21 protein-coding genes are annotated in these 23,078 nt (G+C 51.3%); 9 read left to right on the top strand and 12 right to left on the bottom strand.

The window, feature by feature from the left end; genetic code table 11:
• Positions 1-23: 23 nt before the first annotated feature.
• The 3 genes from A8O25_RS08580 to A8O25_RS08570 are packed head-to-tail and all read right to left on the bottom strand — an operon-like array spanning position 24 to position 3,007.
• Positions 24-1,085, bottom strand: a complete 1,062-nt coding sequence (locus A8O25_RS08580) for an efflux RND transporter periplasmic adaptor subunit (protein WP_066833575.1) — start codon at positions 1,083-1,085, stop codon at positions 24-26.
• 24 nt (positions 1,086-1,109) lie between these two features.
• Positions 1,110-2,465 carry a TolC family protein gene (locus A8O25_RS08575; RefSeq protein ID WP_153042659.1) on the bottom strand — a complete coding sequence of 452 codons (1,356 nt, stop codon included), beginning with the start codon at positions 2,463-2,465 and terminating at the stop codon, positions 1,110-1,112.
• A 56-nt stretch (positions 2,466-2,521) separates the two neighbouring features.
• A complete protein-coding gene (locus A8O25_RS08570) occupies positions 2,522-3,007 on the bottom strand; it encodes a GbsR/MarR family transcriptional regulator (RefSeq protein ID WP_066833626.1) in 486 nt (161 codons plus the stop codon).
• A 1,351-nt stretch (positions 3,008-4,358) separates the two neighbouring features.
• Here A8O25_RS08570 and A8O25_RS08565 point away from each other — a divergent pair.
• Positions 4,359-5,639 (top strand): DUF6600 domain-containing protein, encoded by a 1,281-nt coding sequence (locus tag A8O25_RS08565; RefSeq protein WP_066833571.1) that lies wholly within the window; start codon positions 4,359-4,361, stop codon positions 5,637-5,639.
• Positions 5,640-5,814: 175 nt separating this feature from the next.
• Here A8O25_RS08565 and A8O25_RS08560 read toward each other — a convergent pair whose 3' ends face one another.
• Both A8O25_RS08560 and A8O25_RS24090 read right to left on the bottom strand, forming a co-directional pair.
• Positions 5,815-6,660 (bottom strand): alpha/beta fold hydrolase, encoded by an 846-nt coding sequence (locus A8O25_RS08560; protein ID WP_066833569.1) that lies wholly within the window; start codon positions 6,658-6,660, stop codon positions 5,815-5,817.
• 204 nt (positions 6,661-6,864) lie between these two features.
• A complete protein-coding gene (locus tag A8O25_RS24090) occupies positions 6,865-6,993 on the bottom strand; it encodes a hypothetical protein (RefSeq protein ID WP_277620010.1) in 129 nt (42 codons plus the stop codon).
• A gap of 989 nt (positions 6,994-7,982) precedes the next feature.
• Here A8O25_RS24090 and A8O25_RS08555 point away from each other — a divergent pair.
• The 6 genes from A8O25_RS08555 to A8O25_RS08530 all read left to right on the top strand — a co-directional run bounded on the left by A8O25_RS08555 (position 7,983) and on the right by A8O25_RS08530 (position 13,891).
• On the top strand, positions 7,983-8,498 hold the full coding sequence (locus A8O25_RS08555; RefSeq protein ID WP_066833568.1) for an RNA polymerase sigma factor: 516 nt from the start codon (positions 7,983-7,985) through the stop codon (positions 8,496-8,498).
• A gap of 127 nt (positions 8,499-8,625) precedes the next feature.
• The gene (locus tag A8O25_RS08550; protein WP_066833565.1) at positions 8,626-10,134 is read left to right on the top strand and encodes a phytoene desaturase family protein; all 1,509 of its coding nucleotides are present in this window, start codon (positions 8,626-8,628) and stop codon (positions 10,132-10,134) included.
• A 17-nt stretch (positions 10,135-10,151) separates the two neighbouring features.
• A complete protein-coding gene (locus tag A8O25_RS08545; protein ID WP_066833623.1) occupies positions 10,152-10,985 on the top strand; it encodes a phytoene/squalene synthase family protein in 834 nt (277 codons plus the stop codon).
• Positions 10,985-11,521 carry a hypothetical protein gene (locus A8O25_RS08540; RefSeq protein ID WP_066833563.1) on the top strand — a complete coding sequence of 179 codons (537 nt, stop codon included), beginning with the start codon at positions 10,985-10,987 and terminating at the stop codon, positions 11,519-11,521. The genes A8O25_RS08545 and A8O25_RS08540 overlap by 1 nt, the downstream gene beginning before the upstream one ends.
• Before the next feature lie 253 nt (positions 11,522-11,774).
• Complete coding sequence (locus tag A8O25_RS08535; protein WP_066833561.1) at positions 11,775-12,620, top strand: 4-hydroxy-3-methylbut-2-enyl diphosphate reductase; 846 nt, start codon at positions 11,775-11,777, stop codon at positions 12,618-12,620.
• A gap of 521 nt (positions 12,621-13,141) precedes the next feature.
• A complete protein-coding gene (locus A8O25_RS08530) occupies positions 13,142-13,891 on the top strand; it encodes a fatty acid desaturase (RefSeq protein WP_082893528.1) in 750 nt (249 codons plus the stop codon).
• Between the two features lie 117 nt (positions 13,892-14,008).
• Here the strand turns inward: A8O25_RS08530 and A8O25_RS22930 are convergent, their stop codons facing one another.
• From A8O25_RS22930 to A8O25_RS08500, 7 genes are all read right to left on the bottom strand, one after another.
• Positions 14,009-14,212 (bottom strand): hypothetical protein, encoded by a 204-nt coding sequence (locus tag A8O25_RS22930; RefSeq protein WP_153042658.1) that lies wholly within the window; start codon positions 14,210-14,212, stop codon positions 14,009-14,011.
• Positions 14,213-14,215: 3 nt separating this feature from the next.
• Positions 14,216-16,090: a M1 family metallopeptidase gene (locus A8O25_RS08525; protein WP_066833559.1), complete on the bottom strand. Its 1,875-nt coding sequence runs from the start codon at positions 16,088-16,090 to the stop codon at positions 14,216-14,218.
• 218 nt (positions 16,091-16,308) lie between these two features.
• Positions 16,309-17,100, bottom strand: coding sequence for a GLPGLI family protein (locus tag A8O25_RS08520; RefSeq protein WP_153042657.1), 792 nt, complete (start codon positions 17,098-17,100; stop codon positions 16,309-16,311).
• 220 nt (positions 17,101-17,320) lie between these two features.
• The gene (locus A8O25_RS08515; protein WP_066833554.1) at positions 17,321-17,674 is read right to left on the bottom strand and encodes a heavy-metal-associated domain-containing protein; all 354 of its coding nucleotides are present in this window, start codon (positions 17,672-17,674) and stop codon (positions 17,321-17,323) included.
• 122 nt (positions 17,675-17,796) lie between these two features.
• A complete protein-coding gene (locus A8O25_RS08510) occupies positions 17,797-18,540 on the bottom strand; it encodes an acetolactate decarboxylase (RefSeq protein ID WP_241498970.1) in 744 nt (247 codons plus the stop codon).
• A 19-nt stretch (positions 18,541-18,559) separates the two neighbouring features.
• Positions 18,560-20,773 carry a TonB-dependent receptor gene (locus tag A8O25_RS08505; protein ID WP_066833550.1) on the bottom strand — a complete coding sequence of 738 codons (2,214 nt, stop codon included), beginning with the start codon at positions 20,771-20,773 and terminating at the stop codon, positions 18,560-18,562.
• A gap of 85 nt (positions 20,774-20,858) precedes the next feature.
• Positions 20,859-21,314 (bottom strand): hypothetical protein, encoded by a 456-nt coding sequence (locus A8O25_RS08500; protein ID WP_153042656.1) that lies wholly within the window; start codon positions 21,312-21,314, stop codon positions 20,859-20,861.
• A 328-nt stretch (positions 21,315-21,642) separates the two neighbouring features.
• Here A8O25_RS08500 and mraZ point away from each other — a divergent pair, with 328 nt between their 5' ends.
• Together mraZ and rsmH are read left to right on the top strand one after the other, a co-directional pair.
• A complete protein-coding gene (mraZ, locus tag A8O25_RS08490; protein ID WP_066833541.1) occupies positions 21,643-22,110 on the top strand; it encodes a division/cell wall cluster transcriptional repressor MraZ in 468 nt (155 codons plus the stop codon).
• Positions 22,111-22,115: 5 nt separating this feature from the next.
• Entirely contained in the window at positions 22,116-23,063 is a 948-nt protein-coding gene (gene rsmH / locus A8O25_RS08485; RefSeq protein ID WP_066833539.1) for a 16S rRNA (cytosine(1402)-N(4))-methyltransferase RsmH, read from the top strand.
• The last annotated feature ends 15 nt before the right edge of the window (positions 23,064-23,078 follow it).

Raw genomic sequence — 23,078 nt, 5'->3', positions numbered from 1 at the left:
CTTCTGTAAAAGAAAAGATGATATTACTTCAACACAGACACCTGAATGCCTTCACGCAGGTTGATTTGGCCACTCTGCACAATTTTCTCACCCGGCTGAATACCTTCTAGTATCTCTACCTGGTCCTGGGTCACCACACCTACCTTCACTTTGCGCAGGCTGGCTTTGTTGTTGTTCACTACCCATACACTTGGGTCCTGAATGCTACCCACAATGGCTTCACGCGGCAGCAAAAGCGCGTCACGCTGGGCATTTACCGGGAAGAACGCGGTGCCATACATACCGGCGCGCAGGTTGTTGTTGGCGGTGTTCTTCACTTCAATCTCCACGTCAAATTTCAGGCTGGCGTCAGCGGCTGCGCCGATGGCAGTCACAGTGCCTTCGTATTCCTGAGCACCGCCGGCATTGGCCGTCACTTTCACTTTCTGGCCACGGTTGATGAGGAGTACTTCGGCCTCAGACGCTTTCACGTTCAGTTTCAGACGGTCTACGTTCACAATGTCATACAGCTTGGTGCTGGCATTGGCGTTCAGGTAAGACCCCACTTCAATGTACATTTCGTTAATCTCACCGTTGATAGGGGCGGTGACACGGGCGTTGGATTGGTTCTGGCGGGCGGCTACCAACTGGGCGCGGGTGGCGTTCACGTTGATTTGGGCTTCTTCCAGCTGGCGTTTGGTCACGGCGTCACCGGCAATCAGGTTTTTCATGCGCTCCAGGTCTTTCTGGGCTTTCTGGTAGTTGGCCTGTGCCGTGGCCAGATTGGCGCTGGAGGTGTTATCTTCTACCTGAAGCAATACTTCACCGGCCCGTACTTTATCGCCTTTGCGTTTGTACACGCGCTGGATTTGACCAGAAACTTCTGCCATCAGGGTCAGGCTTTGTACTGGCCTAAAGTTCCCTTGGGCCGTGAACGACTTGTCCAGCTTGGCATTCTGTACCTCAGTCAATGTCACCGGAATGGCCTCGCTTTTGATTTCGGCCACGGCCGCCTTCTCAGTCATTTCCTTTTTGTTCTTGTTCAAGGTGTAGGCAATGGCGCCTATGAGAAGAACCGCAACCAGGATATAAATCAGCTTTTTCATTTTTTTAGTGTTCCTGCGTAAGTGTTATTGGATTAGGTTTTTGATTTCGCCGCGGGCTCTCAAGTAGTTCAGCTGCGAGATTTTGTATTTCAAGCGTTCGTTGTTCAAGTTGGTCTGGGCTTCGCGCACGCTTACTTCCGCTTCCAGCAAATCGGTGAGCGGGCTAAGACCCTCTTTGTATAGGCGGTTGGTGGTGTCATACACCTCTTGCGCCAGTTGCACGTTGCGCTCCTGGTTCTGAATGGCCAGTTGGCTGGTGGAAATCTGCTTGATGGCGTTGTCCAGGCTCATTTGCGTGTTCAGCGTCAGGTTCTGCAAATCCAAATCTGTTTTCTTTACCTCCAATTCGGCTTGCCGTATCTGGTTTCTGCGTTGGAACCCGTCAAAGATGGGAATGTTCAACTGCACGCCTAACACAAAGGTGTTAAACCATGGTTTGCTGGTGTCAAAGAAGTTGAATTCCTGACGCTGGGCGTTGTAGTTGTATTGCCCAAAACCTGCTAACGTTGGGAAAGCGCGGCCTTTGATGTTCTCAACGTTCAAACCATACAATTTCTTCTGGGTTTGCAGGGCCTGGTAATCGGTGCGTTGGGCCAATACCTCATTGGCGTCTGCGGTGAGCGGCAACACGGTGTTTTCCAGCGTGACTTCGTCTGAAAGCTCAAACTGCTGGTCTATGGGCAAACCTATGAAGAACTTCAAGGCGTTTTTCTGCTGCTCATAGGCAGAGGCCAAGGTTTCGCGCTGGTTCTCCAGGTTGGTTTTGTTTACCGTGATGCGGTTCACATCAACCTTCTTGGCGAAATCATTCTTGTACTGCAGCGTCAGGATTTTCTCCAGCTGCACCAGGCGGTTGTAGTTGGCCTCAATGGTGTTGAACTGCTCCTTGGTTTGCAGCGCCTGCAGATACGCCGAGCTCACGTTGTACAGCACGTCTTCCTTGCTCATCTGGGTGCGCAGGCGGTACAGGTCACGGGTGGTGGCCGCTGCTTCCAGGCCTACAAAGTAGGACTTGCTGAAAATCAGCTGAGACAGCTCAAACCCACCGGTGGCATTGTATTTCTGCCCGAATTTCACCGGTACATACGTTCCCGGCTGACCGATAATCTCACCTGGCAACAGCTGCGTAGGGATAGAAGGGTACACTGCCAACTGGCCGGTAGCGTTAATCTGGGGCAAGCCAGAGCCTTTGGTTTCCTTGATGCGGTATTCAGCGCCCTGCTCATCTAACTGCGCCTGCTGAATAGAGATATTATTGGTGGTTGCCAGGTTCAACGCCTGTTGTAAGGTAATGACGTTGCCCTGCGGTTGGGTCTGCGCATAACTGAAACTCGCCACTATAGTAAGCAGGAGACTCAGTACTAAATGCTTCTTATTCACGGTTTTATTTAAGTTAAATTGTTTTTATCTTTCTTTTTAGTTCTGTTTTTTGAGAACTACAATGGGCAAAAAAAATATTTTTTCCGCTCTTTCCGCCACTTCTCCAGTAGCAGGGGCACCTCGCGGGAGAGGAACTCCATAAATTCTATCCGCTCCAGCACTTTCTCATTCATGCCGGGGTTGGAGTCACCCCTGAGTTCATTGGCCTTCCGGAGCAGGCTGCTGAAGGCCAGGATAGAACCCATTTTGTCAACCACCTCCTGATGCCACTTTTCCAGCAGGGCACTGAAGTACCGCTTGCGGTCACCGGAGAAAGTGGTGTATTCTATAAGCCTCATCTGCAGCAGCAGGTTCAAGGCATTGCTGGTAGCACTTTTGCTGATGTTCAACGTGTCAATGATTTCCTCAAAGCTCAGGTGAGGGCGGTCAGAGACGTACAGCAAGCCCATGATGCGGCCCACCACCGGCGGAAAGCCCTGCTGCTCATGGTATATCCCGATTTTCTCTATCAGCTGTTTCTGTTCTTGGGTGAAGTTCGTCACGTCTTTCTTTTGTTGTTCAGAGTAAGAACAGCACAAAGGTATGGGTTAGTTTCTTTGGTTCATAATTTTGAGAACTAAATTTTAATATTTTTTTTACAGCAGTTCTGGGTAAGGAAATGGGCTGGCCGCCAGGGCCGTCTTGTGGCCCAGAATCTTGTGGGGCCTTTCTGTTTTCGGGCTGTTTTTTAAAAACAGCCCGAAAACAGAAAGGCCCGCTTCTGCTGGAGAAGTGGGCCTTGCACGTGAAGTTCTATTCTATGAGTGGACTACTGCCTTACCGGTTGTTGCGCACAGGAACTGGTACGGGCTGTAAAGTCTGTCCTTTTAATTTTGAAACCAATTCCCTTAATAATTCTGAAAGAGAAAACTGTAAGCTCGTTAACATGGGTCTGTTTTGTTTGTATGTCTTAAATAGGGGCTCTGGCAAAAGGAGATTCCCTGGGCCATCTGCCTTTGTAAGTCCCTCCAGCGCTTTCAGCTGCACTGTATGTCTACCCGCACCCCCAAAGGAAAGTTGTCTATTGGTCAAGATGGAAGGAAAAAAGTTAAGATCCTAGTCCGTGCCAAAATATGTAACTACACAATGTAGTTGCCAAAGCCAGAGGAATTCTATGCAGATAACGTGCCAAAGGGGCTATTCTTGCAGGGAACAGGAAGAATTTTAAAATAATTCAGTTGGCTGCCACCGCCTGCGCTTTTTTTTTCTGAAGTGATCACGCCCTCAGTTTGTTAAACGCCTGGCTGTATTGGAGCCGTTTTCCCAAAAACAGGCCTGAAACGCAGCGATCCCCTGGAGCGGCGCGTATGCGGAAAGCAGAACTGTGCAGCCAGTGCTACTAAAGAAGCCAGCCAATACCCCGTTACAAGCGCCGGGCGGTACTGCTGCTCGGCTTTCAAGTTGGCGTCACCCTTCCCTTTTCTTCATCTAAGTTTTTTATCAAAAAGGGATCAGCCGGGGGCATAGCCTGTGCGGCGGCGTCTGATAGGTGTTTCTGTTTTGGAGCTGTTTTTCCAAAAACAGCTCCAAAACAGAAACACGGCCAGCCGTAACACTGAAAAGACGTGCTCAATATCCTTGGCATCTTCGGGTATAAAGCGCTCATTTTTAAACGGAGGTTTAGTTCTGGAGGAAGTTCTAAGTGGGTCTTAGTTAATCCTTCAAGTCCATTTATGTCAATTATTTACCCTTGGTTTAAAAAATATGTGATTCTCTATATAAAAAGAAAAATTTTGGCAGGATGTTTGGTTTAGACAGAGGAGAGAAGCATCCTTTTTTCAACTTGTTGACGGTAGAAAGCCACATCCCCCAAGCCTCTTCGCCAACGCATAGCTTTTACCAATGAAAACGTTTATGAAAAGATTGTGGGCGCTGGGAGTGATGGCGCTTTTGGCGTTCGGTCTGCCGGGCAGCAGAGAAGTGTTGGCCGGACCCGGCGGCAGGGTTTCGTTCCAGGTTTTCTATGACGAACTCAGCCCCTATGGCCAGTGGATCAATGACCCCGAGTACGGGTATGTGTGGGCCCCCAGGGTGGAACGGGATTTCCAGCCGTATGCCTCCCGTGGCCACTGGGTCATGACCGAATACGGCAACACCTGGGTCTCTGACTATGACTGGGGCTGGGCTCCTTTTCACTACGGCCGCTGGATGTATGATGACTACTACGGTTGGCTCTGGTTGCCCGGCCAGGAATGGGGGCCTGCGTGGGTAGACTGGCGGCACACAGACGGGTATTACGGCTGGGCACCCATGGGGCCCCGCGTTACATACGTGGTGGCGCCTGCCCGGTGGGTCTTTGTACCAGTGCGCTATATCAGCAGTCCGCGCATATACAGTTATTGCTTGCCCAGAACGCAGGTTGTGAACATTTACCACCATACCACCATTGTCAATAATTACTATGAGCGGGACAACCATAGGTATGTATATGGCCCGCGCTCCAAAGACATAGAGCGCTACACCCGCCAGAAAGTGCAGGTGCACCGCCTTGATTCTGACTCCCGCCCCGGCCGAACCCAGGTGGCAGACAATTCACTGCGCCTGTACCGGCCAGAGGTTGATTCCAGAAGAAGGGAGGCGCCCACCCGGGTTGCGGTCCGGGAAAACCGGGCGGCCAGTCATTCCCGGGTGACGGAGACTCAACCCTCCAGCGCGAGAATAGACAGGAGCAGTGACAGGGCTAGGGGTAGGACTGCTGTTGAGTCTACCTCATCTTCTGGTTCTATGGCTGATGATGCAAGAATAGACAGGAGGGAGCCGGTGGGAGAGCAACTGCAGGAGCAACGCCCGCAACCCAGCCGCTCTGTTGGAACTGGCAGAGCCACATACCAGGGGCGAATTGAACCCTCGCCCGCCAGGGCTCAAGGGGAGGCTTCCCCTTCCAGCAGAAGCGAAGTGGAGAGCAGAAGGTATGAAAGAACTCCCGCGCCAGCCCCAAGGCAACGTTCTTCAGCTATTGAGCCGGCCGTTGCACCCCCGGCAGACTATTCCCCGCAGAGAAGCACCGCGTCTCCTCAGGGGAGATACCAGCCTGCAGAACGCCAAAGCCACGGAAACACAGCCCCGGCGCAGCGGTCTTCTTCCTCCAGGTCAGACTCCCCAAGACGAGAATCTCCTGCCAGAGGCCGAAACTGATTGCCGGTATTTGTAATAACTGGATTAAAAACCACGTCTCGTTAGGCGTGGTTTTTTTGTTGCCACCAGCTGCTCCAAAGAATTTCTGTTTCTGGGCTGTTTTAGTAAAAACAGCCCAGAAACAGAACCGGGTTCACTGAACATGATCAGGAAGGCTCCCTAAGCACGAGTGGCTTTAGTGGCGTATGAAGGCAGTGATCAATTGGCTCACCTGTTCAGGTTGTTCATGATGGAGCCAATGGGTAGCGTTTTCCAGGAAAACCAGCTGGCCGTTTTGGCAATGTGCCATGCTGGGTTGCGCCATCTCGGTTCCTAAGAACTTGTCTTTTTTACCCCACAGTAACAGGGTGGGAGTTGTAATGGTATGGTTGGCCTGCATGGGGTTGTGTTTATACGCCCGGTACCAGTTGAGCATGGCCTCTATTGCCCCGGGCTGCGCCCAAGCTTGCTTATACTCCTGTAGCACCTCCGGCGGAAAAGTGCCTGGTAACGCCGTGCCGGTTAAAGCGCTCTCCAGGAATTTAAAGTCAAAGGCACGGTTCACCTGCTCTGGCAACCAGGTTAGCTGAAAGAAACCGGTGTACCAGCTTCTAAGCATCTGCTGGGGGTTGTGCGTCAGGTGGTGGTGCATGGTCTGGGGATGGGGCATGTTCAGAACCACCAGCTTCTCCAGGAGATGGGGATGTGTCAAGGCCAGGTTCCAGGCAACTGCACCTCCCCAGTCATGCCCTACCAAGACCACAGTGCCCCGGCTGATCTGAGGTATGAGGTCTGCTATGTCTTTGGTTAAAAGATCTGTGGTGTAGGCCCCTGCCTCGGTAGGTTTGCTGCTCAGGTGATAACCCCGTTGATCTGGGGCTACTGCATGCCAGCCCCGGGTGGAGAAGTACTGTAGCTGTCTGTGCCAGCCCTTGCCAAACTCCGGGAACCCGTGCAGAAACAAAATAGCAGGATCTGCGGGGTTGCCTGCTTCCCATACATTAAGCTGAACGTGGTTGACGGTATAAAAAGAGTGCTTCATCTTATCAGAGGGAAGGTGTAGGCACTAAATACGTAAGTAAGGGCGAACATTAGGCGGTAATTTGCCTTGTAAAGTCTACGGCAAAGGCCTGAATATAGGGATAGGAAAAAGAAATACCCTGCTCGTGGGGGCAAGCAGGGCATTCTCTACAATGGGGGATATGTTAAAAAGGGGAATACTTTACTACTACAAGATACTGTGCTACTACAAGATGATCACAAAAAGGAGCAGGCTTATGGTCAGAAGGATTAATGAATAAAATGCGGTGACTTCCCAAGCTGAGAAGTCTTCTGCCTCAGAACTCAGCAGAAACGCCATGAATGATTTGAGCACACCTTTCCTTGACACCCCCTTATGCCTGGTTTTGTGTAAATAATAGAGTCTTAAAAGCAAAGGCATTGTTAGAACTTTAAACGAACCTTATGGTTACATAACAGGTGAACCTGTCTTGCTGGAAGAACCTATTGACGAGAGAAACCAGTATCATGGGGGGAACTGATAGGGGGCCAGTTTCTCTCGTCCTTTGTTCAATAGGTATGGGACAAATGTAGAGGGGCTGTCACTTGAAAAGAAGGAAACATTTGGTTGTTTTGTAACAGAGAAATTTGTCCTATGTATTTTGGAAATCCTTGCTTTTTGGGTATTTGCCAGCGTTTGTTATTTAAAAGATTCAGCAGATGATGTGCTTTTAGTAACCAATACGGGTGATGGGCTAAGCTTTTTTGCTGGGAGATTCTACCTTATGGGTTCTATGAAAAGGAAGGAACCTAAGTAAAACCAGGTTCCTGATTATGGTTTAACAGTCCTGTTCTTTAAGAAAGCCCGTCAACGCCGCCTCCTGCCTGGCATACAATCTACGCCTTTCCTGTACACTTCAGGTCTTTTGATTCCTGGGGGCGCACTGCAGTCCTGTATAAGTTTCTTTTACCAGTCCTGCGGCAAACATACCTTCTGGTGCTTTAAGAGAGGGAGTTCGGGTCTTCTTGCAGAGAGCATCCAGAAGGGAGCAACGTAACAGTTCCTGTCCTGTGGAGCTGCCTGTTTTTGACCTGTTTTTCAGAATTCAGGCTAAAAGCAGCCAAACAGGAAGTACTGTACAAAGTGCCTCCGCCTGCCTAAGTAGTCAGTACCCTGGTGCCACCTTATACGCCTCTTTGTTTAATGTTTTTCCTCTTTGGCTAAACCAAAACCTGGTAAATACAGTATAATTCCAGTAAATCATATTAATTGTTTAATAAAATCAAAAAAATATTAAACAAAATATGTCATATTGGATAAAGGCTCGTATAATTGTTTAACGTTTTACTTTAAAGGTTAAACAAATGACTGCACTAGAATTTACCTCCGTAGTAGAGAAGATGGCGCCAACCCTGCGCCCCGCTGCTTTCAATCTTACCCGTGATACTGATGACGCAAAGGATCTGGTGCAGGAGACCCTCCTGAAGGCCTTTGTGAACCGGGAAAAGTTCAGGGCGGGCACCAACCTGAAGGCATGGCTTTATACCATCATGCGCAATACCTTTATCAACCACTACAACAAGGTGACCAAGCGCACCAGCTCCATTGACACAGATGAGTATTTCCAGTTTCTGTCTACTGACACCAAAATGGTAGCGGTGAATGGGGCCAACGGGGAGTTTGTCATGAAGGATATCTATGCGGCCATTGAACAACTGCCGGAGGAGTTCCGGACTCCGTTCATGATGTACTATGTGGGCTATAAATACTTAGAGATTGCAGACCAGCTCAAGCTGCCTATTGGAACCGTCAAAAACCGGATTCACCTGGCCCGGAAAGAGTTGAAAGAGCAGCTGAGTGTTTACGCCTACGGCGACTAATATTTTCACCCAGTTGCCCGCCGTGCAGCCTTTTGCAACAGCGGGCATGGGTGTATATTTACATAGGAACTTAACTATATAGCAGCTAATTTACGTACAAATCGCTATTTTGGAGAAACGAGAGCCCATGCAGCACACATCCGCAAAGAAAGTCATTGTAATTGGAGCCGGCTTTGCTGGCTTGGCGGCGGCCGCTGGTTTGGCCAGCGAAGGGTATGAGGTGGTGTGTCTGGAGAAGAATGAAGTAGCGGGCGGACGGGCCCGCGTTTTCAACACCAACGGCTTTGTGTTTGACATGGGCCCCAGCTGGTACTGGATGCCAGACGTTTTTGAGCAGTTTTTTGCCAAATTCGGGAAAAACGTGAGCGATTATTATGAGCTGGTGCGGCTGGACCCGTCTTATCAGGTGTTGTATGGAGACCAGGAGGTGCTGGAGCTGCCGGCCAGCATGCCCGCGCTGGAGTCACTGTTTGAAAGCCTGGAGCCGGGGGCAGGAACGCAACTGCAGAAGTTCCTGAAGCAGGCTGCCTATAAATATGAGGTGGGCATTAACAGCCTGGTCTACAAACCCAGCCGTTCCCTCACAGAATTCATTGACCCCAAGCTGTTGGTAGACGTGCTGCGGCTGGATGTGTTCCAGAGCATGGCCAAGCATGTGCGCAAGTATTTCCGGCACCCCAAGCTCATTCAGCTGATGGAGTTCCCCATTCTGTTTTTGGGCGCGCTCCCAGAGAATACCCCGGCCTTGTACAGTCTCATGAACTACGCAGACATGGCTCTGGGAACCTGGTACCCCAAAGGTGGTATGCATAAAATTGTAGAAGGCATGGTGGCGCTGGCAAAGGAGCAGGGCGTTGAGATAAGATTAGGGGAGGAAGTGCAGCGGCTGGAGCTGGAAGGCGGCCGCATCACCCACGTAGTAACGGCCCAGGGAAAATATGAGGCTGACGTGGTCATCGGCTCCGCCGATTACCACCACCTGGAAACCAAACTGCTGCCCCAGTCATTTCGTACCTATAGTGACAGTTATTGGGACAGCCGCGTGATGGCGCCTTCTTCCCTGATCTTTTACCTGGGCGTAGACAAAAAACTGACGGGGCTGCAACACCACAACCTGTTCTTTGATGAGGACTTTGGCCCCCACGCAGCGGAAATTTACACTACCCCGGCCTGGCCCCAAAAGCCGTTGTTCTATGTGTCAGTCCCGTCTAAGACAGACCCCACCGTAGCACCGGCAGGTATGGAGAATCTGTTCATTCTCATTCCCGTGGCCCCTGATCTGGAGGACCGGGAGGAGACGCGGGAGCATTACTATCAGATGGTGATGGAGCGGCTGGAGAAAATCACGGGGCAGGAGGTGCGCAGCCATGTTATATACAAACGCAGCTACGCCCACCGTGATTTTATAAAAGATTACCACGCGTTTAAAGGCAACGCCTACGGGCTGGCCAATACCTTGCGGCAGACGGCGGTTCTCAAGCCCAGCCTCAAGAGCAAGAAAGTGAAGAACCTGTTTTACGCAGGGCAGTTAACCGTTCCCGGCCCCGGCGTGCCGCCCTCGCTCATCTCTGGGCAGGTGGTGGCTGCCGAAGTGGTGAAAGAATTTGCCCCGCAGAACGTTACCTTAAGCCATTAATGCAGATGCTGTCACCCATGAATCTTTTTGATGCCACCACGTTGGAGTGCAGTAAGCTGATCACCCAGCGTTACAGCACGTCTTTTACGCTAGGCATCAAAACCCTGCATCCGCGCTTCCGGGACCCCATTTACGCTATCTATGGGTTCGTTCGTTTCGCAGATGAAATTGTAGACACGTTCCACCACCATAACAAACAGGAACTGCTGGAGCGGTTCAGGCAGGAGACGTACCAGGCGCTGGAGGAGCGCATTAGCCTGAACCCGGTGCTGCACGCGTTCCAGATGGTGGTGCACCAGTACGGCATTGACCGTGAATTCATTGAAGCGTTCCTGCACAGCATGCAGATGGACCTGGTAGACCACGTTTATGACTGTGAGCTCTACAAACAATATATCTACGGCTCCGCCGAAGTGGTGGGCCTGATGTGCCTGCGCGTGTTCTGCGAAGGCGACAGCGCCAAATTTGACCAGTTGCACGAAGGGGCCCGGGCGCTGGGCTCGGCGTTTCAGAAAGTGAATTTTCTGCGGGACATCAAGAGTGATTACCATGACCGGGGCCGGGTGTACTTCCCGGAAGTAGATTTTCTTAAATTCTGCAACCAGGACAAGCAAGAGATAGAGGCCGACATACAGCGCGATTTTGACAATGCCTACCAGGGAATTCTGGGCCTGCCCCGGGGGGCCAGGTTGGGGGTGTACCTGGCCTACATCTATTATCTCAAACTTTTCAAGAAAATAAAGCGGTTGCCGGCCACCCACATTTTAGAGCAGCGCGTACGGGTACCAGACAATACGAAACTTGCACTACTGCTTGGCTCGTATATACGGTACCAATTAAATACAATCTGATGCGCTTATTCCCCCTGTTGCTCATACTCTGCCTTGTTTTCTCTCCTGCCGCCTTTGCCCAGGGGAAAGACGCGTATTCGCATGATGAGCTTTTGAACTACTACCAGAAGGCGGCCAAAGATGAAGACGTGGCCAAGCGTTTTCTGGACCTGATGGGCAAATATCCGGGCAAAGACCCCCTCAAGCTGGGGTACAAGGCGGTTTCTCACGCCATCATGGCCAAACATGTCTGGAGCCCTTACTCTAAAATCAAATACCTGAAGCAGAGCGCCGCAATCTTTGACCAGGCGGTGGCGCTGGACCAGCATGATCCGGAGCTCCGGTTCCTGAGATACTCTATTGAAAACTACATACCGCGGTACCTGAACATGAGCCCCAACCTGGTAGATGACAAAAAGATCTTCATGGCGGCCATATTGCGGCACCCCCGGTCCGGCATGCCGGTAGAGTCTGTGCGCATCATGAAAGACTTCCTGCTCCGCAAGGAACTAGTCACCGGCGAAGAAAAACAGCGCGTGGAAAACCTAAGGTTATGACCCATAGCTACGTAGCCCTCCATCTGTTTAGTCTGCCGCCCACCTCTGAGCAGGGGGGATTACTAAAAAGGCTTTCTTCTAAACCAATGGAACAGGAGCGGGCAAAGCGGAGATTCGGGAAACAACGCTCCTCCGGTAGAAACTGCTCTTTAGGGTCTCTTACTGCTTGTCATTGCCTGCTGGTAGGAAATAGTTCTCGGCAAAAAGAACCCGTATGCACAAACAAACCCCTACCTGAACTTGTTAAGAAAGTATGCGTCAGTTACAGGTACATATAGATTCAAATTCAGGCTTCTGCTTTGGGGTCATCTACGCCATTCAGATGGCCGAGGACTTGCTGGAGGAGAAAGGCTATCTCTATTGCCTGGGCGATATTGTGCACAATGACGTGGAGGTGGAGCGCCTGAAAGACAAGGGCCTTCGTATTATTGACCACGCCATGCTGCAGACGTTGCAGAATGAGCCGGTGCTCATCAGGGCGCACGGGGAGCCGCCGTCTACCTACCAGATGGCCTTGCAGAACAACCTGACCCTGATTGACGCCTCCTGCCCCGTGGTCTTGAAACTGCAGAACCGCATCAAGACCTCATTTGACAAGCAAGAGCAGATTTTCATCTACGGAAAACACGGCCACGCCGAAGTCATTGGCCTGCTGGGCCAAACCAACAACGAGGCCATTGTGTTTGAGAACCTGGACGAGCTCCTGCGCCATGAGCTGCCCCAGAACATCACGCTTTACAGCCAGACCACCAAAAGCACTGACAGCTTCTACCGCATCAAAGGCGAGCTGGAAGCCCGGGGCCACGCCGTTGCCGCCAATGACACCATCTGCCGCCAAGTCTCCAACCGGGACAAGGAGCTGCGCCACTTCGCGCTGAAGTTTGACAAAGTGGTTTTTGTCTCCGGTACCAAATCTTCTAACGGGCGGGTGCTCTACCAGGTCTGCAAAGACACCAACCCCAACACCTACTTCGTCTCCAAGAAAGAGGAGCTGCAGCCGGAGTGGTTTGGGGAAGGGGAAACAATTGGGATCTGCGGGGCCACCTCCACGCCCATGTGGCTCATGGAGGAGGTGCGGGACGTGCTGCTCACGTTTTAGTTTTTTGGTATCAAGTAATAAGTATCAAGACTAAAGAGGGAAAGCTTCTGTTTTTGACCTGTTTTTCTGAAAATAGGCCAAAAAACAGAAGCTTGGGTGTACGGCTATTGGCACAGACGCTCGCAGGTCCTCCGGACGCTACGAGGTCTTTGGAGTAAGCTAGTTAGAGCTTGTTTACATTTTGATTTTGCAGGCGAAAATGGGGAGCACAACGTTCTGACGAATCGATTTTGGAGCAGCATACGCCTCGCTATGGTGCGAGAAAATGGCAAAGTCAGGTTCCTTTTATACCCGTTTGCAGCGCAAAAGGAAAATTTAAACATGCTCTTAGGAAGAAAAGAGTGTTTCGTCAAAGCGATATAATTGTATTCTCCTGCCGCAGATTAATTTTCTGCTTCAAGTTTTCAATTTGGAGCCACCCTGCCGCAAGTTTGTAACTTGCTTATATGCTTTTGTCGGTTCCCGGAAGTTGAAAACTTCCGCCAAGGGAAGCCAAAGGTTGAAAGCTTGCGGCAGGAAAAATGCTGGCAGGAGAATTCATCAATAGAAAATCTGTTTTGGAGCTGTTTTTGAAAAAGTACGCCGGAATCACCATTGCCCTCACCATTCTGGTGGCGTGGGGCAGTGTGCTTTGGTTTCTGCTGCACTGGCAAGTAGATTTCATTTCACCGCTCACGTATCTGGCGGTGCTGGTCATGATGCACCTGTACACCGGGCTTTTCATTACCGCCCATGATGCCATGCACGGCGTGGTGGCCCCCGGGAACAAACGGTTGAACACGGTCATTGGCACCCTCACCGCCGGGCTGTTTGCCTACAATTACTACCCACGGCTGTTCCCCAAGCACCATCAGCACCACCGCCACGTGGCTACTGACCAGGACCCTGACTACCACGGCGGCAACTTCTTTCTCTGGTTCTTCAGCTTTGCCAGACAATACATTACGGTGGGGCAGATTCTATTAATGGCGGGTACGTTCCACCTGCTGCAACTCTGGTTCCCGTTGGAGAATATTATCCTGTTCTGGATGGTACCGGCGGTGTTGGCTACGTTTCAGCTGTTTTACTTCGGCACCTACCTTCCGCACCGCGGCGAGCATGAACCAGAGAACAAGCATAAATCTGGCACCCAGCAGCGTAACCATTTGTGGGCGTTTTTGAGCTGTTACTTCTTCGGGTACCACTATGAGCACCATGACAAACCCTACCTGCCTTGGTGGCAGTTGTACAAAGAGAAAGACCGCCGGGAGGGGGCCAAGGAAACCAGATAAGAGCAATGTAAAGAATTTCTCTACCGGGTTTATTCGTGCTTCGTAGCTAATTTATGGGTGATTCTCCTCTTGAAGAGGGATGGTTTCATCTGCTGAGGCATGCATGCCAAGTGGTTTTTAGCGGACAGGTAATGTAATACTGCCATACCCGCTACTCATTTTTTCGCTTGGGTACACACGCTTTGTTGTCTCTTCTTCTGAAGGAGAAGGCGCATCTAAATTGACCGTTCCTGTTTTCGGGCTGTTTTTGGCCAAAACAGCCCGAAACGGCAAAGCCGAAGAGAAAGAGCTCTTCGGCTTTGCCGTTTTTAAAGGACGCATTTGCTATTTCACCTCATACACGTTGTTAGAACGGTCTGCATCTGATACGTGGGAGTGCTTGATTTCCAGTTTCTTCACCGGCTTGGCAGCTTTGAAATCAACCTGCGTGGTTTTGGCTCCGGTTTCCCAGACGGCAATGGTTTTGTGGTGGGTGGTGGTGGAGTTGTCTGCGTAGGTTACCACCAAGTCAACCGGTACGGGTTTGCTGCCCACAGCCTCAACCGTGACCTGGTAATTCCCGTTCTGCTGCTGTACGTGGGCAATGGCCAGATCTGGCATGCCGTTGTCAAAGAACCAGCGCTGCCAGAACCAGTTGAGGTTTTTCCCGGCTCCGGCGTTCATGGCGTTAAAGAAATCCCAGGGCAGCGGGTGCTTGCCGTTCCAGGTCTGGATGTAGTGGTGCAGGGCTTTGGTGAACAGTTCATCGCCCAGCAAATCTTTCACATAGAGATAGCCGAAGGCGGGCTTGGGGTATGAGTTCAGGAAGAAAGCCGTGCCAGACTGCTGGGTAGAGAGCGTGGCGATGGGCAAGTCTACCTCGGTGCCCGCCAGCATGGAGTAGGGCTGCACGCCATAATCATCCACCATTTTGGGTTCAATGAGCGGCGAGATAATCCATTCGCCCATGGTGGCCCAGCCTTCGTCCATCCAGCCGTACTTGGTCTCGTTGGTGCCCAGGTAGAAAGGGAACATGGTATGGAAAATCTCGTGGTCGGTGAGGGTGATGGCGTCTTCGCGGGTGTCAACGGGGTTGTCGTTCACCATCATAGGGTATTCCATCTGGTCCAGCCCGTCAAACACGGTGATGTGCGGGTACGGAAACGGCCACTTGGGGAACGTGTAACTCATGTGCTGCACCGTCTTGCGCGCGAAGTCAATCACCTCTACAAAATCATGGTGTTTGGGGTTGAACGCCACATCTACGCGGGTGCGGCGTTTGGTTCTGGGGTCTACCACCAGGCTGGTGCTGTTCCAGAGGTAATGCGCCGAGGTGGCAAACGCAAAATCCACTACGTTTTGGGCGGTGAACTTCCAGTTGTTCCGGGCGTTCTGGGCGGTGATATTGCCTTTCTTCAAGTCTGTGCTGTCAATGATGGCCACAAGGGCGTCTTTCTTTTCGGCGTCTGCCAAACGTTTCGCAAATTTCTTCTGGAGCACCTCAGCGGCGTTGGTCAAATCACCGGTGGCCCACACCACAAAGTCCTTAGGCACGGAAATCTCAGTGTTGAACCGGCAAAAATCATTGTAGAACTCCTGCGGGCCCAGGTACGGAGTTCGGTTCCAACCTTCCACGTCATCATACACCGCTATGCGCGGAAAGAAATACGCCACAAACGCCGCGCCCTGCGGGTCAACCTGACCGGTGCGCATGTGCGAGCCTTCGTTCAAAATATAGTGGTACGTAATGCTGAATTTGGCTTTTTGCTTAGGGGCAATGGGTTTCACCCTGAGCGTGAGGTTGGTGGCCTCAATGCGCAGCTTCTGCACATCCTGGGCCTCCTGGTTCACGCTCAACTTCTCAATCTGCACGCCGTCGCTCACGTCTTTGGGCGAAATGCCGCTCGCCCGCGGCGCGCCTTTCTGGTAGAGGTTGGGGTACAGTTTGAACACAATCTGCTTGAGCGTGTCTGGGCTGTTGTTGGTGTAGTCAATATCAACGGTGCCGGCAATTCTTCGGGTCCTCGGGTCAAAGTCAATTTTGATGGTATAGTCAGCGGTGTTCTGCCAGTAGTTCTGGCCGGGAAGGCCGGTGAGGCTGCGGGTGCCTTTCTGGTAGGCTGCTTCAATGTTGCGGGGCATGGGCAGCTGCTGCTGCGCAAAGGCGCGGGCGCCCACCAGTAGGAGCAGGAGCGTGAGGAGGGGTTTGTGTGTGAGCATCAGGGACAGTCAAAAAAAGAAAAACTCCCTTAAAGGTAGCGCCTTTCCCAGACTTGCTGAAACCCAGCTTGCTTAAAAGCGAATTTGCGTTTTGGGCCTCTTTTCCTGAAAACAGCCCCAAAACGCAAACGGGGAAAACCCCAAGCTTTCAGGAAACCGAAACAGAACCGTTATGGCGGGAACGTGTCCCCAGCCTGATGCTAAAGCGGAAACCTGTGTCAGTTGCCCGATTTCCTTTCTTTTTTGGGCGGTTTGGATACTGGGTTGGGAGGCGTGATGTTTACCCCCTGGACATTGCCGTTCAAAGCCCCTGAATTGGTAGCGAACCCCACCGGGTCTTTACGGGCTGCTTCCAGCATTTTGTTATACTCGCTTTTGGTGGTCTTGACCGCTTTCTGCGGGAACTCAATGGTCTGGAAGGGAGCAGCAGGACTGGCCACGTTCAGCAGTTCATACGTGATGGTTTTCTCGTTGTTTTCGGCTTTGACAATTAACCCGGGCAGCCCGTGCAGCGTGCCCGGCCCCACTGAAAAAGGGACATCTGGGGTGAACCACACCGTCCATTCCATGTTGGTGGCGGGGGAGTAGGTGGTGGCTTTCTGACAGGTGAGCCCTTGCAGGGTGGTGGTTTCCGGGGAAATGTTCCAGTCATAGAACGGCCAGTCTTCTTCCCAGAAGTACGTGTGCAAGAGGGTGCGGGTAAAAAGGCCTTTGTTTTGGTAGTAGATTTTGTAGAGCTGGGCATCTGTACCGCGTTTGAGGGCGCGGCTGTCAAAGGCGAGGTTCTGCTTAGCGAAGATGGTAGAGTCCCGCACAAACTTGTCATAACTTTTGAAGGCACTCATTTCTTTGCCAATCAATAAGAGCATTCGTTCTGTGTGCACCGCGCCGGTTGGGTCTTGCACGGTGTACAGGTATTTGACCACGTGCACCGTTTGGTCAGTCTGCGCCAGCAGAGAGAATGCCGGGAACAGCAGCAACAGCATAAGACTCAATACTTGCTTTTTCAAAATATTCTACCTGTCGTTATTGGAATAGCTATAGAGATATAAGTTGTGGTAAGTTGTTGAAAGTAAGTTGGTTGAAATTTTAAAGATAAACAAGAGGCGGGGCAGAAAGCAAATTCCTGTTTTTGCTGTTTTCTTGGAAACAGCCCAAAAACAGGAAAGGCAGAAAACAAGAAAGCCTGCCCAAAATGGGCAGGCTTTCCTGTTTTAAATATCAAAAGGTTTAGTGGGCACCTTTGTCTTTCTTGCAGCACTCGTCCAGGCGCTCATAGGCGCGGGCGGTGGCAGGGGAATCATCGGCGTCATAGCCCAGGTCGTTCACAGCTTTCTTCAGTTTGGCCGCATCGGTTTTGGAGCCGTTGAACTGAATGGTTACCACTTTGGTGTTTTCATCAAGGGTGGCTTTCTGCACGCCTTTCTCATAGGCCAGACCTTTCTCAATGGTGGCTTTGCACATGCCGCACACCGCCGAGGTTTTAAATTTCACCTCCTCGTTTTTCTTTCCGCCCTGGGCGAAGCCTACGGTAGAGATAGCGGTCAACAACAGCGAGAACAATAGGGTTTTCAAGGTTTTCATTTGGTGATGGTTAAGAGTTTAAAGGTATGGGTTAAAAGTTAAATTTCCTTAGGTGCGTTTTTGATCTGTTTTGCCAAAATCAGGCCAAAAACAGCAATGGGCCTGCATGTAAAGAACAAAATTTAGTTAAACAGAGTTTGGGGCAGGTACAGTTTTATGGCTCCTTTTTTCAGTTTGAGCCCGTCTACATGGCCCATTTTCTGCTTGTCTGCCGTAATGAGGTGCAGGTGCAGGTTGGTGTCATGGTGCGTGAAAATGGTTTTGTGCGCCGTAGAGTAAAAGCCCAGCACCTGAACCGGTACGTTGGCCACCGCATAATCCACCTGCCCTTGGTGCGCATCTTTAGGCGAGCGAACCACCGTGCCGGCGGGCAAATTCACCACGTGGATGGTCGCGTGCTCTGCCATTCCTTCCAGCTTAAAAAAGAACGGTTCTTTCACGTTGGCGGCCCGTTGGGTCAAGTAGTCTTCCAGCTGCGGCAGGGTCTGCACCTTGGCCGGAAGTTTCTGCTCTACCCACTTCTCCACGGTGGCGTACCCAAAGAAAGGCGCCTTGAGCTGGAACGTTTCCTCTACTTTCATAGAATTGTCTGGCTGCACCGTGGCTTTGTACGCGGTGCCGTCCAGCACCAGAATTTCACCGGCCAGATTCTCCATCGGGCCCAGCCCGAACAGATGGGTTTTAGAGGAAAGCGTGTCCAGGTCAACGGTTGCGCGCAGCTGGCCTTTCATCATCACGTTTCTCATGGCTCCCACCAGTTTCACCTGCTGGGCGTACGCCGATGAACAAGTACCCCAACTGATGATGAGCACTAACATTCCCGCCCACGCGCGGGTAGAAAGGAGCGTTTTTGAAAATCTTGTCATCTCTGTTTTCATAGCGCGTTTATTTAATGGTGAACCGTAACCCGGCGTAAATTATGCGGCCGGTGATGGGTGCCCAAATCATGCTGGCGTCAAAGTCCTGGCTGAACGGACGGTCGGCGGCAATAATCGGGTTTTTCTGCTTGTAACCCAAGAGGTTTTCGCCGCCCAGGTAGACTTCCCATAGTTTGAATGCCCTGGTCACCTGTGCATTGAACACTGCGTAGGGGCTAACAGTTCGTGTTTTAATGGGACTTTCATGATAATGTTCCATCACGGGGGCGGTTCTTTCGCCAAACCATTGCGCCGTCAAATCTGCCCGCCATTTGTCAAAAGGCGTGGCAAAGCCGAGGTTCAGGAACGCGCGGTGGTTGGGAATGAACGGACGCTGCAGCAGCTGGCCGTTGTAGCTGGTGCGCACGTCAAAATACTTGTAAGCCGCTTTCACATCCAGCATAGACGTCAATTCATACTGCACCTCTGCCTGGAAGCTTTTGGAGAAAGAGCGGCCGTTCAGGTTGGTGAAGATAACCAAATTAGGGCTGCTGTACATATCAGGCACCACCTGGTTCTGGAACGTGGTGTAGTAATAGTCGGTGATGAAAGCGCCGGTACGCTCGCCTAACGTGAAGTACTGGGTGAAACTTCCGCCCACGTTCCAGGCTTTTTCCGGCCGTAGGTTGTCAGGAATCATAAATTCACGGTTACTCACCAGGGAACCCACATTTTCGGCAATGGGGTTGGCTACCCTGAATCCTTTTCCGGCGGCCAGCCGAAGAATGGTGTTGGGCGTGAAATCATACTTCACGTTGAACCGGGGCGTGTACACCCAGCCGTACAGGTTGTGGTAATCGGCCCGCAGGCCGCCCACCAGTGTCAGGTTTTTGCTGTTCTGGTACACGTACTCAAAGAACGCGCCCGGCACCAACTCTTGGCGGGTGTAGTTTTTGCCCGCCAGCGTCTCGTCATAGTCCTCGTACTGATAGCTCAAGCCTGTCTTGTACGTATGCGCCGTGTTCCCAAACGCCGACTGGAAAATCAGGTTAGCCAAGCCGCTGTTCTGTTCTCCAAAGTAGGTTCTAGGCCCGTAGTGCGAATCAAACTGATGATTGGTGCCTGACAAAATCAACCCGATGCTCTGGTACGGCTTGCTTTTAAAGGTGTAAGAGGTTTTGGAATAAGCGCTTACCCTGTCAGTTTCAGACTCGGTGCCATAGGGGTTTCCTTCTACCTGCGCCATGCCGCTTCTAAAATCCTTCTGCCCGCCAATCCGGTTTTCTGTGAGCACCTGCACGCCCAGCTCAGAGATAATGGGGCCGCCGCTGTTATACTTCCATTTGTTGAACACATTGTAGTGCTTGCCCAGCGGAATATCCAGAAAACCATCCTTGTTACCGTCAACCCTGTTAGAAAGCTGATCTGTGTGCAGCATCAAAACCGAGCTGATTTTCTTATTGAGGCTGAACGAAGTATTTACGTTGGCGTCCCATTTGGCCAGGCTGTTGCCATACAGATTCACATGCAGGCGGTCGGTTTTTTCCGGGTCTTTCAAGCGCACGTTGACCTGGCCAGAGATGGACTCATAACCGTTCAGTACCGAACCCATACCCTTTATAATATCAATGGCGTCAATGTAGGTACCAGAAAGGTAGTTAAGACGGTAGGGCGTGGCCAATCCGCGCAGCGAAGGCACGTTTTCAATGGTCAATAAAGTATACGCACCGTCCAGCCCCAGCATCTGGATTTGCTTTGCGCCAGAAACTGCGTCTGTGGTAGACACTTCTACAGACGCGTTCGTCTCAAAGCTTTCAGCCAGATTGCAGCAGGCAGATTTGAGTAAGTCCTTGGACGTAATTACCTGGGAGTTGGTGGGCGTCATGGCCGAATACCGGTCTTGCTTGCCCGTGATGGTCACCTCCTGCAAGTCTGTCTCGGCTTTCAGCCGAATAACTAAATTTTGCTGGCCTTGTACCTGCACGGTGTCTGGTTTATAACCAATGTAACTGATTAAAAGCGCGGTAGCTCCTGAAGGAATTTTGGTGAACGTAAAGAAGCCGTCAGCATCTGTGCTGGTGGCCTGGGTGGTGCCTACCCAGAGCACCGACGCGCCAATCAACGGGGTGTGTTTTTCCTGGTCCATTACCCGGCCAGTCAAGGTTTGTGCTGAGGCCAAAAATGGAAGCAGGAGCCCCAGCAAGGTCAAAGCCCATGCGGCCTGACGTATATAAGAAGACATAGTTATCATGATTTAGTAAAACAATTTCCAGAAACAGAAGTGCGCAGAAAAGCCGCTTCCGTTTTAAACCGAAGGAAAATGTCTACTAAATGTTCAGGATATGCAGGCGGTGAAGCAAGTCTTTGCCCGCCAGCGGAGGGGAGGAGTCTGAGTACAGCGGCCAGGAGTTGTCCTCCGTAGCAAGTGTAACCGGCGGCAACAGGAATGTGCTGGTCAGCGCCGGGGCAATGGACAGAAACTCCACCTTAGAGAATTTGAGTGAAGTCTCAACGTCCAGCTTTTGGTACGTAGTGGCCTCACTGCAGCAGGCTTTCTTGCTGACCGTAGTTGTTACTGGGGCTTTTTCAGGTTTAGGGCAGGCGGGCGCTTTTTTCTTCTTCGCGCAGCAGCCCATCTTCTCCATTGTTTCGGCGGTCGCCGAGGATGGGATGGCCATACCCAACATAGCGCAGAACCGCTGCGTACCCGCCACTCCCACAGAACCTGTGAGCAGGCTGAACACCAGCAAAAGCAGCACTATATGTCGGTTTTTTGTCCGCATGTCGCAAAGTTACGGAAAATTGTTCCACTTTCCACCACTTCTGTTCCACCTGGTAGAAACGGTTTCTGTTTTGGGTGAGTTTTGGGAAAAACGGCTCATAAACAGCGTTTTAGCGGTTTTTGCGCATTATGCTATGAAATTTTTATCAAATGATATCCAAAAGTTTTCCCAAAGTGGGGTGGTGGGAATGTGGATAATGTGCATAAGTGGGGTGGATAACCATGATTTATCCACAAAGTGGTAAAAAGTGGGAGAACGTGGTTGACTTTGCCTTTGGCTTTACTACTTTTGTTTTGTACCAAAGACTGTCGTCACCACCAAACCAAGTATGAACTTCCTCTCCGGCGAATACGAATGTAAGCTAGACCCGAAGGGAAGATTGGTGCTGCCTTCTAAAATCAAAGCCAACCTTCCGGAAGAATCTGGGAATCAGGTGGTCTTGACCAGAGGGTTTGAGCCTTGCCTGGTGTTGTACCCCAAAACCGAGTGGAAGGTGATTTACGACAAGGTGGCCGGTCTGAATGAGTTCAACGAGGAGTACCGACATTTTCAGCGGAATTTCTTCAGGGGCAACACCGAGGTGGAGCTGGACAACGCCGGCCGCTTCATTTTGCCCAAAACCATGGTGCGCTACGCCGAGATTGAGAAAGAAGCCATTGTGGTGGGGCTCGGCAACCGGGTTGAAATCTGGAACCCGGACAAATACGACGAATTCTTAATCAAGGACCAGCAGAACTTCTCCCAGATGGCGCAGAAGTTTTTGGGCGACGGTCCAACCACTACAATAACTGAGTAAAGGCCATGACCTACCACCAGCCCGTTTTGTTACAGGAATCGGTAGATGCGTTGGCCATTAAGCCCGGCGGTATCTATGTAGACGTCACGTTTGGCGGCGGCGGCCACTCTGCGCACATCTTAAGTAAGATGCAGGGCGGCCAGCTCTATTCCTTTGACCAGGACACCGATGCCGAGAAGCAGTCTGAGAAACTCATCTCAGACCAGTTTACGTTTGTGAAAGCCAACTTCCGGTACCTGAAAAAATACCTGCGCCTGTACGGGGTTCGGCAGGTAGACGGCATTTTGGCAGATTTGGGTGTTTCTTCCCATCAGTTCAACACTGCAGAGCGCGGCTTTTCTACCCGTTTTGACGGCCCCCTGGACATGCGCATGGACAATGACAGTCCTTTGACAGCACGCGAGGTGGTGAATACCTATGAAGAGGAGCAGCTGCACAAAATCTTCGGGCTGTACGGCGAGGTGAAGAACGCCAGGACGCTGGCGCGGGAGATTGTATCTTCTAGAAACGTGCAGGCCATTGAGACCATTGCTGATTTCAAAAAAGCTATAATAGGTTGTACGCCAAAGGGTAAAGAGAATAAATACCTGGCGCAGGTTTTTCAGGCCTTGAGAATTGAGGTGAATGATGAACTGAAAGCGCTGGAGGAGATGTTGGAGCAGGCCGTGGAGGTGTTGAAACCCGGCGGAAGGCTATCAGTGATTTCGTACCACTCCTTAGAAGACCGGCTGGTGAAGAACTACATCAGCAAAGGCAAATTCTTTGGGGAAGTGGAGAAAGACTTCTTCGGTAATGAGATTAAACCCCTGGATTCTGTGACGCGCAAGCCCATTGTGCCCAGCGCTCAGGAACTACAGGAAAACAATAGAAGCCGCAGCGCCAAGCTGCGCGTGGCAGAAAAACGGGAGACGCAGGATTCGTCAAATAAGGGGAGAGGAAAAGGAGATAGGTAACACATTTACGAAGAT

Origin of the sequence: Rufibacter ruber (assembly GCF_001647275.1) — a bacterium.
Taxonomy (GTDB): domain Bacteria; phylum Bacteroidota; class Bacteroidia; order Cytophagales; family Hymenobacteraceae; genus Nibribacter; species Nibribacter ruber_C.
This window is presented reverse-complemented; position numbering and strand designations above follow the sequence as displayed.

Excerpts from the sequence above, each read along its gene's own strand:
- A8O25_RS08525 (WP_066833559.1), bottom strand. The coding sequence starts at position 16,090 with ATGCTCACACACAAACCCCTCCTCACGCTCCTGCTCCTACTGGTGGGC.
- mraZ (WP_066833541.1), top strand. The coding sequence starts at position 21,643 with ATGAACTTCCTCTCCGGCGAATACGAATGTAAGCTAGACCCGAAGGGA.
- A8O25_RS08540 (WP_066833563.1), top strand. The coding sequence starts at position 10,985 with ATGCGCTTATTCCCCCTGTTGCTCATACTCTGCCTTGTTTTCTCTCCT.
- A8O25_RS08580 (WP_066833575.1), bottom strand. The coding sequence starts at position 1,085 with ATGAAAAAGCTGATTTATATCCTGGTTGCGGTTCTTCTCATAGGCGCC.
- A8O25_RS08555 (WP_066833568.1), top strand. The coding sequence starts at position 7,983 with ATGACTGCACTAGAATTTACCTCCGTAGTAGAGAAGATGGCGCCAACC.
- A8O25_RS08545 (WP_066833623.1), top strand. The coding sequence starts at position 10,152 with ATGAATCTTTTTGATGCCACCACGTTGGAGTGCAGTAAGCTGATCACC.
- A8O25_RS08530 (WP_082893528.1), top strand. The coding sequence starts at position 13,142 with ATGCTGGCAGGAGAATTCATCAATAGAAAATCTGTTTTGGAGCTGTTT.
- A8O25_RS08550 (WP_066833565.1), top strand. The coding sequence starts at position 8,626 with ATGCAGCACACATCCGCAAAGAAAGTCATTGTAATTGGAGCCGGCTTT.
- A8O25_RS08515 (WP_066833554.1), bottom strand. The coding sequence starts at position 17,674 with ATGAAAACCTTGAAAACCCTATTGTTCTCGCTGTTGTTGACCGCTATC.
- A8O25_RS08535 (WP_066833561.1), top strand. The coding sequence starts at position 11,775 with ATGCGTCAGTTACAGGTACATATAGATTCAAATTCAGGCTTCTGCTTT.
- A8O25_RS08560 (WP_066833569.1), bottom strand. The coding sequence starts at position 6,660 with ATGAAGCACTCTTTTTATACCGTCAACCACGTTCAGCTTAATGTATGG.
- rsmH (WP_066833539.1), top strand. The coding sequence starts at position 22,116 with ATGACCTACCACCAGCCCGTTTTGTTACAGGAATCGGTAGATGCGTTG.
- A8O25_RS08505 (WP_066833550.1), bottom strand. The coding sequence starts at position 20,773 with ATGTCTTCTTATATACGTCAGGCCGCATGGGCTTTGACCTTGCTGGGG.
- A8O25_RS08510 (WP_241498970.1), bottom strand. The coding sequence starts at position 18,540 with ATGACAAGATTTTCAAAAACGCTCCTTTCTACCCGCGCGTGGGCGGGA.
- A8O25_RS08565 (WP_066833571.1), top strand. The coding sequence starts at position 4,359 with ATGAAAAGATTGTGGGCGCTGGGAGTGATGGCGCTTTTGGCGTTCGGT.
- A8O25_RS22930 (WP_153042658.1), bottom strand. The coding sequence starts at position 14,212 with ATGCGTCCTTTAAAAACGGCAAAGCCGAAGAGCTCTTTCTCTTCGGCT.
- A8O25_RS08500 (WP_153042656.1), bottom strand. The coding sequence starts at position 21,314 with ATGCGGACAAAAAACCGACATATAGTGCTGCTTTTGCTGGTGTTCAGC.